The 13,061-nt window shown below is 64.7% G+C and carries 10 protein-coding genes, 1 tRNA gene and 2 pseudogenes (1 of these 13 running past the window's edge); 6 read left to right on the top strand and 7 right to left on the bottom strand.

All coding sequences use genetic code 11. The features are described from left to right. Positions 1-118: 118 nt before the first annotated feature. The 4 genes from EGH24_RS10645 to EGH24_RS10660 form a co-directional block, all read right to left on the bottom strand. Positions 119-298, bottom strand: a tRNA-Trp gene (locus tag EGH24_RS10645). A gap of 100 nt (positions 299-398) precedes the next feature. Then, positions 399-623, bottom strand: a complete 225-nt coding sequence (locus EGH24_RS10650; RefSeq protein WP_142980123.1) for a DUF5795 family protein — start codon at positions 621-623, stop codon at positions 399-401. 68 nt (positions 624-691) lie between these two features. Next, complete coding sequence (locus tag EGH24_RS10655; RefSeq protein WP_142980124.1) at positions 692-1,471, bottom strand: sulfite exporter TauE/SafE family protein; 780 nt, start codon at positions 1,469-1,471, stop codon at positions 692-694. A 159-nt stretch (positions 1,472-1,630) separates the two neighbouring features. Beyond that, a complete protein-coding gene (locus EGH24_RS10660) occupies positions 1,631-2,287 on the bottom strand; it encodes an alpha/beta hydrolase (protein WP_142980125.1) in 657 nt (218 codons plus the stop codon). Between the two features lie 119 nt (positions 2,288-2,406). Between EGH24_RS10660 and EGH24_RS10665 the strand changes: the two genes are divergently transcribed. After that, positions 2,407-2,871, top strand: coding sequence for an Lrp/AsnC family transcriptional regulator (locus tag EGH24_RS10665; RefSeq protein WP_142980126.1), 465 nt, complete (start codon positions 2,407-2,409; stop codon positions 2,869-2,871). Between the two features lie 37 nt (positions 2,872-2,908). Here the strand turns inward: EGH24_RS10665 and EGH24_RS10670 are convergent, their stop codons facing one another. After that, positions 2,909-3,925, bottom strand: a complete 1,017-nt coding sequence (locus tag EGH24_RS10670) for an amidohydrolase family protein (protein ID WP_142980127.1) — start codon at positions 3,923-3,925, stop codon at positions 2,909-2,911. A gap of 311 nt (positions 3,926-4,236) precedes the next feature. Between EGH24_RS10670 and EGH24_RS10675 the strand changes: the two genes are divergently transcribed. The 3 genes from EGH24_RS10675 (at position 4,237) to dph2 (ending at position 9,273) form a co-directional block, all read left to right on the top strand. Next, positions 4,237-5,730 (top strand): proton-conducting transporter transmembrane domain-containing protein, encoded by a 1,494-nt coding sequence (locus EGH24_RS10675; protein WP_142980128.1) that lies wholly within the window; start codon positions 4,237-4,239, stop codon positions 5,728-5,730. Further along, a complete protein-coding gene (locus EGH24_RS10680; RefSeq protein WP_142980129.1) occupies positions 5,720-8,131 on the top strand; it encodes a DUF2309 domain-containing protein in 2,412 nt (803 codons plus the stop codon). The genes EGH24_RS10675 and EGH24_RS10680 overlap by 11 nt, the downstream gene beginning before the upstream one ends. 83 nt (positions 8,132-8,214) lie before the next feature. Further along, positions 8,215-9,273, top strand: coding sequence for a diphthamide biosynthesis enzyme Dph2 (gene dph2 / locus EGH24_RS10685; protein ID WP_142980130.1), 1,059 nt, complete (start codon positions 8,215-8,217; stop codon positions 9,271-9,273). Positions 9,274-9,322: 49 nt separating this feature from the next. On the opposite strand, the pseudogene EGH24_RS10690 reads toward dph2, so the two are convergent. Next, a pseudogene (locus tag EGH24_RS10690) lies at positions 9,323-10,845 on the bottom strand (aldehyde dehydrogenase family protein). A gap of 171 nt (positions 10,846-11,016) precedes the next feature. Here EGH24_RS10690 and EGH24_RS10695 point away from each other — a divergent pair. Continuing rightward, on the top strand, positions 11,017-11,739 hold the full coding sequence (locus EGH24_RS10695) for a helix-turn-helix domain-containing protein (protein WP_142980131.1): 723 nt from the start codon (positions 11,017-11,019) through the stop codon (positions 11,737-11,739). A 29-nt stretch (positions 11,740-11,768) separates the two neighbouring features. Here EGH24_RS10695 and EGH24_RS10700 read toward each other — a convergent pair whose 3' ends face one another. Beyond that, a complete protein-coding gene (locus tag EGH24_RS10700) occupies positions 11,769-12,599 on the bottom strand; it encodes a proline dehydrogenase family protein (RefSeq protein WP_142980132.1) in 831 nt (276 codons plus the stop codon). Positions 12,600-12,764: 165 nt separating this feature from the next. Between EGH24_RS10700 and EGH24_RS10705 the strand changes: the two are divergent. Next, positions 12,765-13,061, top strand: a pseudogene (locus tag EGH24_RS10705) (ABC transporter substrate-binding protein); it runs 957 nt beyond the window's last position.

Here is a 13,061-nt window from a genome sequence, read left to right on the forward strand (position 1 = left end):
GCAAATAAGAGATTCTGAATCACAGTCGCTCCGGGTGTTTCACTCGCCCGCTCCCTGATTCAAATCCTCCTTTGACCACTCTACAGCCGGTTCTCAACAAGTGAGCACCGGTAGAATATGGGGACGGAGGGATTTGAACCCCCGATCGACTGATATCTCCGGTNCGCGCCTCGGNNCTCCAGAGGGTCGTCAACGCGNNCCGATGATCAGTCGGCCGCTCGGTATATCAGTCTGGAGTCTCGTCACCGGGCGCGTGGCCTCTGGAGTCAGTCGCCATGCCTGGCTTGGCCACNNCCCCTCGCCCGCAGTTTGTTCGATCCACACTAAAGGGGTTTCGGTCGGCCACGCGCCGGGGGTCGATCACAGCCCCAGTCGGCGCAGTCACCGCCCGCTGGTCGCTAGTCCTCTTCGGTCTCGCTCCACTCGCAGTCCTGGCACTTGTAGCCGGTGACGAAGGCGGTTACGCTCGGCATGTAACCGACGCTGATCACGTTGCCGCCGCAGTCCGGGCACTCGCGGTCGGCGTCCTCGATCTCGGTCGCTTCCATCGGTGACTCGCCCTCGATCAACTCCGCCAGCGATTCCGCCGTTACCATCCGCCCCTCGACGACGCGATTGCTCATACAGCCCGCTTGTCGTGGCGACACCAAAGGGTTTCCTCCCTCGCCCGGGCGCGACGGGCGATCGAGCGTTAGGCGATCCCCAACCCACCAAGCACGAGACGAATCCCGATGACTGTGAGCATCCCGAGCACGGCGATTTCACGATGCCGACTGCTCACTCGACGACGGAGTTTCCGGCCGGTCGCAACACCGAGTACCGAGGGGACAACTGCCGCCACGGAGAGACCAAAGATCGCTGCCGACGGGTACAGTCCCAACGCGCCGGCCGCGCCGACACGGATCGCGTTGATCCCGAGGAAGACCATCGCCACGACGCTGACGAACAAGCCATGCGAGAGATCGAAGCTCCGGAGGTAGGCGACGAGTTGGACGCCGACGTTCGTCGCGCCGAACAGCAGCCCCGAAACCCCGCCGATGACGAGCATGACGACGGTTCCCTCGCGGTCGATGTCGTTGCCGCCGAACGACGGGACCGGCACCACCGACTGCCGGCTGAGCACGAACGCCAGCGTGATGAGCCCGAGGCCGACCCGGACGGGCGCGCCCGGCAGGCTGTCGATGATGACCATGCCGAGGATCGTTCCCACGAGGGCCGCCAGCACCAGCGGCCAGAACCGCCGGCCACAGCTCTGTAGCTCCGCGACAGACAGCTCGCTGACGAGCGTGACGTTCGCCGAAAGAATAGGAATAATCATCAACACGACCGCGGTCGAGGGCTCGATCACCGTCGCCAACGCCATCGTGCCGACGAGCGCGAACCCGAAGCCGGCCAGCCCGTTGACCGCGCCGGCGATGAGCAACACGGCTGCGATGATCACGAGAAACGTAGGCGAAAAGCCCCCGATCATCGATTATCCCTCGTCGTCGGTGCCGCCGCAGTGCTGGAGATCGCTGTCGATCTCGACGCCAGCGCGTTGTCCGTCGCCACAGCCAGCTATTGTGGCGGGGTGAAATATGTCTCTCCCGGTTGTGTACAGCGCGTTCGACGCCGACCGGATGCGGCCGCGTTACGCTATCTGCCGCTCGACGAAGTCGATCAGTGCCTCGTGTTCGGCAGGGCCGATCCCGTGGCCGCCGTCGAAAACGGTGTACTCGACAGCCGCACCGAGGGTTTCGAATCTGTCGGCAGCAGCCTCGGTGCGGGCCGCAGGAATGATCTCGTCGGCCCCGCCCGCGGCGATGAACACCGGTTTGTCGGCGATTCCGTCGGGGGCAACCTCCCTGTGGGAGTCAGGGAGATAGCCATGCAGCGCGACGACCCAGCTGTAGCGGTCGGGATCGTCGAGCAGTAGCGAGAGGCTGGTGATCGCACCCTGACTGAAACCGAGGAGGCCGACGCGGTCGGCATCGATCCCGTAGGCGTCAACGGCGGCGTCGATGCTCTCTCTCACGAGCCCGCGGCTGCGCTCGAAGTCGGCCGCGGCTGGCTGGCTCTGGTGGAGGCCGCCGCCCGAGAGGTCGAGCTCATACCACGTGAACCCACCCTGCAGGCGGTCGGGAGCCCGCAGGCTCACGACGTGGAGATCGTCCGGGAGCGACCGGGCGACCGGCAGGAGGTCCTTCTCGTTGGCGCCGCGGCCATGGAGGACGACGACCGCGGGGGCGGGCTCGTCGCTCGGGTCGTCGGGGGCGATATGCACGTGGTCAAGGGGAAGCTCGCTCATGGTCGCCATAGCGGGGCGACCTACATTAATACGGGAGTAACATCGATGCCACCGATTGACCGCACCGATCCCACCCGCCTCGGGCGAAGTTCTTTGAGGATAATCGTTCAAGACAGCCTATGAAGAACGGACACATCGACGAGGTCGACCAAGCGATCCTGCATGCACTCCAGGAGGACGCCCGCAACCTCTCGTCGGCCGATATCGCCGAGCGAACCGACACCTCCGACAGCACGGTTCGCAAGCGGATCCAACGGCTCGAAGCCGACGGCGTCATCAAGGGCTACAGCGCGGATGTCGACTACCAGCAGTCGGGCTATCCCCTGCGGATGTTACTCTACTGTACGGCGTCGATCCCGGAGCGAGGCGGCCTGATCGCCGATATCCTCGAGATCGATGGGGTCGTCTCGGTCCAAGAGTTAGTCACCGGCGAGAAGAACCTCCTTGTGACCGCGGTCGGCGAGTCGGATAGCGATATCACACCGGTCGCACAGGAACTGCTCGATATGGGGTTGACCGTCGCCGACGAAGTACTCGTTCGGAGCCACGAGACAACGCCGTTCTCCGAGTTCGATCACGAATAGCCGGGCCAAACGGTTGCTACCACAGAGTACAGCCGGCTCAGAGCACGACCTGTTTGACATCCATACCGGTCGCCCGCCGAACGACAGCCGACACCGGCGTGACCGTCCCCGAGAGGTTGTCCGAGTCGCCGTCGAGAACGAGCAGTGCCGCCCGTCGATCCGATTCGATGACGCCGCAGTCGAGATCAGCGATTTCGGCACCGGCTGCCGTCGCCATCCACAACACCTCGCGGTCGGTCACATCAAAATTCTTCGCCGTATAGGCCATTTCGCGGAACATCGACGGCGGATTGAGCATCACGTTGTCCGTCCCGAGGGCGACCGTCGTGTGGTCGAGTTGGTCGCGGATCGGCGGCCGACCGACGCCGAGCACGGTGTTGGCGCGCGGACAGACCGCGATCGGCACCTCTTGCTCAGCGACGCGCTCCAAGTGCTCGGTTTCCGCGTGGACCATGTGGATCAGCAGTTCAGGATCGTAGTCCAAGGCGGGATGGATGTCGGTCGTGTCGGGTTCGCCGGCGTGGATGGCGAACGGTTTGTTCGCCTCGCGGGCGGCCGCGCGTTGGTCCGTGAACTCGTCGTCGTTCGCGCCGCTGGCCCCGTAGCCGTCGGCGATCTCCAGTACTGACGCGGGACCGCTCCCGAAGATGAACGCGTCGGTCGCCGTCTCGCTGGCTGCCGTTCGGAGAGCCTCCGCACCGGCTTCACCCGATTCCCGAAAATCGAGATGGGCTGCCGTGCCCGTTTGCTCCATGAACCGGAGCGTGCGGCGCATCGCGGCGACGAGGTCCTCGCGGCTCGCCGCGGCGAGTCGACGGTGTTTCTCGCTGTCCGGCGGCGCGACCGCCTCGTCCAACGAGAGGCCGACGCCGGCCTCCTTCGCCACCGAGTCGCCGATGTGGGTGTGGGCGTTGATGAACGCGGGCAGGACGATATCGGTCGAGTCCGTGGCCGCTTCCTCGACGGCCTCGATCCGCCCGTCGTCGACGACGACCCGGCCGCGAATCGGGTCGAAGGAGTCCCCGGCGAGGATCGTCCCCTCGAATTGGTGCATATTGGCTGCCACCAGTTCTGTCCCGATATGTGTTTCCACCCCGGCGTCGCGGACGGTTGTGCGAGCCGAAGACGGCCAGCAATCGGTCGATCGGCTGTGGGCAACGGCGGCGAGCCGTGAGATCGGCGGTGTCGGCGGCCGAGTCCAGTGATTAATCGACCTTATAGACCATAATGTTCTATAATCCGATTTGAGAGAACAAACTGGTAAAATAAACAGCTTTATTGCACAGTCTGTTCTACGACGGCGTGAACACGACGGATTCGCGTCAGTCACGGTCCACACGGCGGATCGGTCGGTCGAACCAACACATGACAGATAGAACCCAGCGCAGATCGGTCGGATCGCTCCCAGCGATGGAGAACCATACCGCCCGCGTTCCCGCCGCCCTCACTCGGCTCGTGTGGGCATTGTGGCTCGGAACGCTCGCCCTCGTCGTCGCCTTCGTCCGGAACGGTCCCGAGTGGGCGATCGACGGCCTCGTCGCCATCGACGGGCTGACGGTCGTCATGTGGACGGTCGTCACCTTCTTCAGCGGAATCGTCCACAGCTACGCCCGCCGGTATCTGGCCGGCAATCCAGACAAGACCCAGTTCTTCACGCGCGTCTTCGCGTTCACACTGGCGGTGATGGTTGTCGTCGCCGCCGACCACGCCGCACTGTTCGCAGCGGCGTGGCTGGCGATGGGCCTGCTCATGGCCGAGTTGATCGGCCACGTCGACGGCTGGCCGCAGGCACAGGCGGCCGCCCGCACCGCCCGCCGGTACTTCGTCGCCAGTAGCGCGCTGATCGCCGCCAGCCTCGCGGTGCTGTGGTCGACGACTGGCGCGACCACGATTACCGGGATGCTTGCGGCCGTCGGCGACCTCTCGACGACGACCGCTGTGCTCGCCGCTGCCGGCCTCGTCGTCGCGGCGATGATCCAGTCGGCGTTGATCCCGTTCCACACCTGGATTCTCTCGTCGATGACCGCACCGACGCCCGCCTCCGCGCTGATGCACGCCGGCTTCGTCAACGCCGGCGGCGTCCTGCTGGCGCGGTTCGCGCCGGTCGTCACCGTCGAGCCGACGGTCATGCTCGCTATCGTCGGCGTGGGCGCGGCCAGCGCGCTCGGCGGGAAGCTCCTGAAATCCGTCCAGGCGGATATCAAAGGTCAGCTCGGCTGCTCAACGGTCGGCCAGATGGGCTTTATGATCATGCAGGCCGGACTCGGTTTCTTCGGCGCGGCCATCACCCACCTCATCCTGCACGGATTCTACAAGGCCTACCAGTTCCTCTCGGCCGGCGGCGAGGTCGAACACACCAGCCCGTCGGCGACGAGCCACCACACGGTCGGCTTCAACGGTCCCGTCAACCTCGTCGTGACCCTCGCCACCGGGATTCTCGGCGGCGTACTCTTCGCGGTCCTGACGGGGAAAGGAACGATCATCAACGGCGGACTACTCCTAACGTTCTTCGTCACCTTCGCCACGCTGCACGCCGCTCGCAGCACGGTCCAGCACACGAACCTGTCGGCGACGCTTCGCTACGGGGCCGTGCCGCTGGTCTTCTTCCCCGCGATCATCGTCTACGCTGTCGTCTACGAGGCCATCTCGTTCATGCTCGCTGATCTCCCGGTGGTCACGGCCTCGACCGAGTTGACGCTGTTGCACGGCGTCATCGCCGTCGTCTTCGTCGGGACCTATCTCGCCATCGAGACGGGGATCCACGAGGGCAGCGGCCGTCTCTACGTGGCCCTGCTGAACCTGACACAGCCCGTCTCCGACTCGCTGCTGACGACAACGGAGGACTACAATGAGTACTGAATCCACGATCCACGACAGTATCGAGGGCGCGGCAACCACGGTCGGCTCCGTCTGGCCGATCCACTCGTTCGTGACGGCCAACCCGCTTTCGGGGTTCGAAGACCAGCCCTTCCCGGAAGCGGTCGCGGAAGCCACCGACCTGCTTGGCGGTCGCGGCTACCCCAGCGCGGAGACGTTCCGGACGGCCCTAGAGCGCGGTCAGATCGACGAGGCGACGCTCCGGTCGGAACTCGACGACCGCGGCTACGAGGCCGACCCCGAGACGCTACTCGACCGCCTGGCCGAGGCCGACCACAGCGATATCGACGGCAGCGACGAGGAGACCGACACCGACCGCGTCGATGCCGTCCTGACGAAGTGGCTGGCGGCCTTCCTCGACGAGGGACGGGCCCACTGGCCGATGCCCAACCGCGAGGAGGGCTTCTACAGCGCGTTCCGCGAGCTGGCCGACCACGACGGCGAGATCCCCGACCGTGGCATCGCCGCCGACCTGCCTGAGTCGCCGACGGTAGCTATCGAGGCCGTCGTCAACTCCCATCCGGAAGACCAGTGGGACGCAATCTTCGAGAAGCAGCTGGCCGCTCTGCCTGGCTGGACGGGTTTCATCAAGCAGCGCGCCGACGCCGGCAGCGAGTGGCAGTCCGAGTACCCGATCACGGTGGAGGGCTACCTCGCGGTCAGACTGGCACTGCTGGACGCCTTCGATGTCGATATCGAGCCGTCGGAAGAACAGACGGAGCCCGAGCCGGCCGACGAGATCGCCGAAGCGTTCCTGAGCGCGTGGGAGGCCACCTACCGCGAGGAACTGGTCGACACAGTCGCCAGCGAGAGCGAAAAACTGGCCGACAGCGAGGGATCGGGTCGCCCGGACGCACAGTTGACGTTCTGTATCGACACGCGCTCGGAAGTCATCCGCCGCCACATCGAGTCCACCGGTGACTACGAGACCCACGGCTACGCTGGCTTCTTCGGTATTCCTATCGAGTACAACGGCTACGAGTCCGAGGTCCCGGTCGAGGCCTGTCCGCCGATCCTCGATCCACAGCACCGCATCACCGAACAGCCGACCGACGACGAGACCCAAGCGAGCCACGACCGCCTGTCGGGCGTCCGCGATGCGGCCCACGAAGTCATCGAGACGCTGCAGGCCAACGCGGCGAGTGCCTACGGCTACGTCGAGAGCAGCGGTGCTGGCTACGGGCTCGCACTGGCCGCGCGCACGCTGGTCCCCGGTCGCGTCCACGACCTCTTCGACGCCGTCGACGACAGCGAGCCCGACAGCCACGAGTTCTGCGATCCGCTCGTCCACCACCAGCACACCTACGCTGGCGATCTCCCGGTCGGACTGACGACCGAGGAAAAAGTCGAGTACGCTGCGACGGCGTTCGACCTGATGGGCTTCAAGCAGTTCGGCCGCGTGGTCGCCTTCGTCGGCCACGCCAGCGAAACCGAAAACAACCCATACGATTCGAGCCTGGACTGTGGGGCGTGTGCCGGCAACCCCGGCGGGCCGAACGCCCGTGTCCTCGCGTCTATCTGCAACGACGACGAGGTCCAGGAAGCGCTCCGTGAGCAAGGCCACGACATCCCCGAGGATACGGTCTTCGTCGCTGGCGAGCACAACACCACGACCGACGAGATCGAACTCTTCGCAGACGACGTGCCCGCAAGCCACGACAAGGATATCGACCAGCTCCGCGCGGATCTCGCGGCGGCCCGCGAGAACGCGACCGCCGAACGCGCCGACGCGATGGGCGCTGAAACCGGAGACGCCATCGGCGAGACCGAACGCCGCGCGGCCGACTGGGCCGAGACCCGCCCCGAATGGGGGCTGGCCGGCAACGCCTCGTTCGTCATCGGGCCACGCGAACTCACCGAGGACGTGAATCTCGACGGCCGTGCGTTCCTCCACTCCTACGACCACGCGACCGATCCGGACGGCGATGCCCTCGAAGCGATCCTCGCCGGCCCGATGGTTGTCACCCAGTGGATCAACAACCAGTACTACTTCTCGACGGTCGACTCCGGCGTCTACGGCAGCGGCTCGAAGATCACCCACAACCCCGTCGGCAACGTCGGCGTCTATCAGGGCAACGGCGGCGACCTGCTGACCGGGCTCCCGCTACAGTCGGTGGCCGCCGGCCCCGACGATCCGTACCACCAGCCGCTGCGCCTCTCGACGGTCGTCCACGCCCCCGTCGATCGCGTCGACGAAATCCTCGCCGACCACGAAAGACTCACGACGCTGCTCGACAACGGCTGGCTGTCGCTGACGGTCGTCGATCCGACCCGCGGACACGACGCCTTCCACTACGACGGCGAACTGTCGTGGACGGGCCCAGAGGACATCGAACCGGAGCCCGCGGCCGCCGAACCGGGCGCGGTCCCCGCTGACGACTAGCTGCGACGACCGCGAGACGGCCCTCCTCCCGCTCATTCGCCAAAACGCCGTGGTTATACGGCTCGGACGGGAACAGCACAGTAATGAGCCAGGACGCCAGCGACGAGGGGTATTCCGAGGGGGACCTCCGGAACACGGGGATGGACCTCAGACACGACCGCGAGTGGGATTACGAACTCGAACGCATCGTCGACGAAATCGAGGAGCGCGACGCCGAGAAAGTCGGTCTTCAGTTCCCCGAGGGCCTCAAGCGACGTGGTCCCGCGGTCGCCGACGATCTCCGCGAAGTCGTTGACGACGACGTGACGATCATGCTGTCGGGCCAACCCTGCTACGGCGCCTGCGATCTCGATACCTATCTCATGCGCCGGACGGACGTGTTCGTCCACTTCGGGCACTCCCCGATGAAGGAGTCCGACCAGATCATCTACGTCCCGCTGTTCTCCAACGTCGATCCCTTCCCGATTCTCGAAGACTCGCTTGCGGAACTCCCCGACCCCGACGACGACCCCGCCGTCGGCCTCGTGACGACCGCCCAGCACATGAATCGCTTCGGCGAGATGGTCGAGTGGCTGGAGGANCGCGGCTACNNNGTCCACACGCGCNNNGGCGACGACCGNCTNACCNACGAGGGNCAGGTGCTCGGCTGCAACTACGCGAGCGCCGACATCGACGCCGACCAGGTGTTGTACGTCGGCGGCGGGAAGTTCCACCCGCTCGGCCTCGCGATGGAGCACCCCGACAAGACCGTCGTCATCGCCGACCCGGTCAACAACGCCGTCACCGTCGCTGACNCCGANNAGTTCCTCAAACAGCGNTACGNCNCNGTCCACNNNGCGATGGACGCCGAGAAGTGGGGCGTTATCTTCTGTACCAAGATCGGACAGGGTCGCTGGGAAGTCGCCGAGGAAATCCTCGAGAACAACGACAACGCCTACCTCATCACGATGGACGAAGTCACGCCGGACCGCCTCCTGAACTTCGATATGGACGCCTTCGTCAACACGGGCTGTCCGCGGATCACGACCGACGACGGCCCGCAGTTCCACAAGCCGATGGTGACCCCCGGCGAGTACGAGATCGCAATGGGCAACAAACCCCTCGACGAACTCGAATTCGACACCTTCCACGGTACGTGGTGAGGTAACTTCTCGGTGGGCTTAGCGGCCACAGCGGCTCGGTCGCTTACTTTCAGCCGTCTTCGGTGATGATGTCCGCCGAGAGGCCTTGGGCCATCTCGATCTCTTTGGAGTTGTTCAGCGTCCACGCAGTGCGGTCGGTGACGGCCTCGATGATTTCACGGGCCGAGGGGTAGCCGTTGCCGGATTTCTTCACGCCGCCGAAGGGGAGTTGGACCTCCGCGCCGATACAGGGGAGGTTCCCGTAGGCCAAGCCGAGTTCGGCGTGATCCCGATAGTAGTTGATCTGNCGGTAGTCCTCNGAGANGANNGCNCCCGCGAGGCCGTAGNNCGTNTCGTTNTGGATCTCGACGGCGCGCTCGATGTCGCCGGAGTACTCCAGCAGGGCGACGTGCGGGCCGAACACCTCCTCGNGGNTACANCGNAGNNNNGCGTCNGGGTCNGCCTCGTAGACGAANGGNCCGACCCAGTGACCATCCTCGTGACCGTCGGGAATTTCGTCGGCGTCGAGTTCCGTGCGGTCGACAAGGACGTTCACGCCCTCCTCGCGNGCGAGNTCGNNGTANNNNGTCACNTTNNCGACNTGTGCNCGGCTTCGATGAGCGGACCCATGAACGTCTCCTCGTCGAGCGGGTCGCCGACGGCGACCNCCGNNGCNATCTCGACGAANCGNTCTTTGAACTCGTCGTANACGTCNNCGTGGACGANNAGNCGCTCNNNNGANACNCAGCGNTGNCCGGTCGTCTTGAACGANNNCATCACGGCGGAGTGGACNGCGANNTCGAGGTCNGCNTCNTCCGTGATGACGANGGCGTTTTTCCCGCCCATCTCGCAGGCGACGCGACGGCCGGAGACGTCACCGAGTTTGCCGGAGATCTTGTGGCCGACCTCGGCGGAGCCGGTAAAGAGTACNGTGNNNACGCGNTCGTCCTCGACGATNNCGNCGCCNGCGTCGCCGAACCCCTGTACCATGTTGAACACGCCCTCGGGGATGCCGGCGTCCTCGAACATCTCCGCGATGATCTGGCCACACCACGGCGTCTGCTCGGCGGGCTTCCAGACGACGGTGTTCCCCTCGACCAGCGCGACGGCCATATGCCAGAAGGGGATGGCGACCGGGAAGTTCCACGGCGTGATACAGCCGACGACGCCGCGCGGCTTCCGGCGCATGTACGCGTCCTTCGATGCGATCTCGGAGGGGACCACGTCGCCCTTCGGGTGGCGTGCGTCGCCTGCGGCCCACTCGACCATGTGCCACGCCTCGGTCACGTCGGCTTTCCCCTCGGAGATCTCCTTGCCGCACTCCTTGGTGACGATCTCGCCGAGCTCNTCGNNGCGGTCGCGGAGNTCNTGNTACACGTCCCAGAGATACTCGGCTCGTTCGATACGAGAAAGCTCGCGCCACTGCTCGTAGGCTTCGTCGGCGACGCTGATCGCCTGGTCAATGTCGCTCGGACTCCCCCGCTGGAACTCGGCCAGTGTCTCCCCTGTTGCCGGGTTCTCGCTCTCGAAGGTCTCGCTGCCGTCGCCGGCGACCCATTCGCCGTTTATGTAGTGCTGGTATGGTGCTGCCATTGTTGGTATGTCTTCTCACACCCTCGAAAACACCCGTCCGACCATGGACGGGAGCGTGGCGACCGCCCGTCACGACGGGCGGATTGACCGACTCCAAACGGGACCGACCATGGTCGCCCGGGGGTTTGTGACACCGACACAAGGATATTGTTAGAGACCAATACTCACACTATGGCTATCGCCGACCAGACAACCACGACACGGCTGACGCTCGACCTCTGGCATCCCAACTGTTGGGCAATCGAGGCGACCGGTCGGACGGAGGGTGGCGTGTTGGCCCACGCCATCTACAATTCGCCGACCGCAGAGAGCGACCCCCAGCAAACGGTCCAAGGGCTGTTCACTGCGTTCGGCGATGACGAAACCGAAGTCGACCAGTTGCTTGCGGCGATCCAGGAGTCAGAACATTCGGGAGACCTCNNNGANCTCCAGNAGCGGTTCGGNCGNGNACGCNACGCGCCGGGCAACGTCGTCCGCGAGTTCTTCCTCGAGTACGACCCGAACGACATGGTGTGTCCGACGCTGCTCGAACACGGCTTCGTCCACAGCGCGCCNGTNCGCATCGAGGACGGCCGCGAGGAGTGGCAGGTGTGTTTCGTCAACGATCGCACGGAGGTGCAGGACGCACTTGAGAGAGTCCGCGAAGAGGCCGGCGCGGAGGTCACGATCAACTCGATCACGACAACCGAGAACAGCGGCGGCACTGAACGCGACCAGCGACTCGATACGCTCACCACCCAACAGCGCGNNNNGTTCGAGNNCGCCCGCGANGCNGGCTACTACGAGTGGCCNCGCGAGACNACGACNCGCGACCTCGCCGACGAGNTCGACGTCTCGAAGACGACGCTGCTNGAACACCTNCGGAAGGCNGAGGCGAAACTCCTCGATCCGTAGGGCGAGTCGGGAAGAGAAAGAAAGCGCGATCAGCGGCCGATGACGGCACGAAGCGCGAACAGCGCGTTCTCCTTGCGCTCGCGGACGCGACGGTAGAAGTAGGAGAACCACTTGGTGCCGTAGGGAATGTACTGGTTTACCTCGTAGCCCTCTTCAGCGAGTTCGAACTGCGCGCTCTCGCGGACGCCCGTGAGCATCTGGATCTCGAAGGGAGTACCGTGCTCGGTGTGGAGTTCCTTTGCGAGGTCGATCAACTCGGGGTCGTGGCTCCCGACGGCGATGCCGTCGTCGAAGGCCTCGAACATGTAGGTCAGGTACGCCTTGTAGCTCTCGTCGACCTTTGCTTTCTTTTTGTAGGCGATCTCTTTGGGTTCGTCGTAGGCCCCTTTCACGAGCCGAACCTTGCCAGGGAGATCGGCGAGCCGTTCGAGATCCTCCCGCGTCCGCTTGAGATTGGCCTGGACGCAGATGCCGACGTTGCCATCGGTTTCGAGGGCGTGTCGCTCGTAGGCGTCCAGCGTCACGTCGGTCGTCGGATGGTCCTCCATATCGATCCAGACGAAACAGTCGGCGGCGTCGACGATGCGAGCGAGGTTCTCCTCAAAGACGGCGTCGCTGATCCCGAGGCCGATCTGGCTGGGCTTGACTGAAACACAGGCGTCGATGTCGCGTTCGGCGATGTCGTTGGCGAGTTCGATGTACGCGTCGGCGTCCGCGTCGGCGTGTTCGCGTTGTTCGTAGTGCTCGCCGAGAAGGTTCAGGATGCCGCCGACGCCGCGGTCGTTCAACGCCTCGACGTGATCCATCGCCTCCCCAGCCGTCTCACCCGCCACGAAGTTGCTGGCGATCGGGGGTATCATACACGACCCTACGAATCTGTCCACCCTATATCGGGACCCGACCAAATAATTCTGATACTAAACCTGTGAAATAATCCATCCAATGGGAAAGCGAGAAGGAGATTCACTGCCGGCCCGACCATGGTAGGGTCACGATTAACCCGTGTCTCTGGCGGTAATATGTCCATGGCACGGAATACCACAACAATCGATCGACGAACACTGATGAAACTGGCGGGCGGTGCGAGTGCTGCGGGGCTGACCGGCCTCGCTGGCTGTTCGACGACGGACGGTGGATCGGACGGCGGTGACGGTGGGGGCAGCGGGCCCTATGAGATCGGCATGGTCGATGCGGTGACCGGCTCACTGTCGGCCTTCGGACAGCGCAACCAACGCGGGAAAGACCTCGCATTGGCCGCGGTCAACGAGGTCGGCGTCAACGGACGGGACCTCAGCATCACCGTCGAGGACTCCGNGAGTNAG

The organism is Halonotius terrestris, assembly GCF_006861665.1.
GTDB classification, from domain to species: domain Archaea; phylum Halobacteriota; class Halobacteria; order Halobacteriales; family Haloferacaceae; genus Halonotius; species Halonotius terrestris.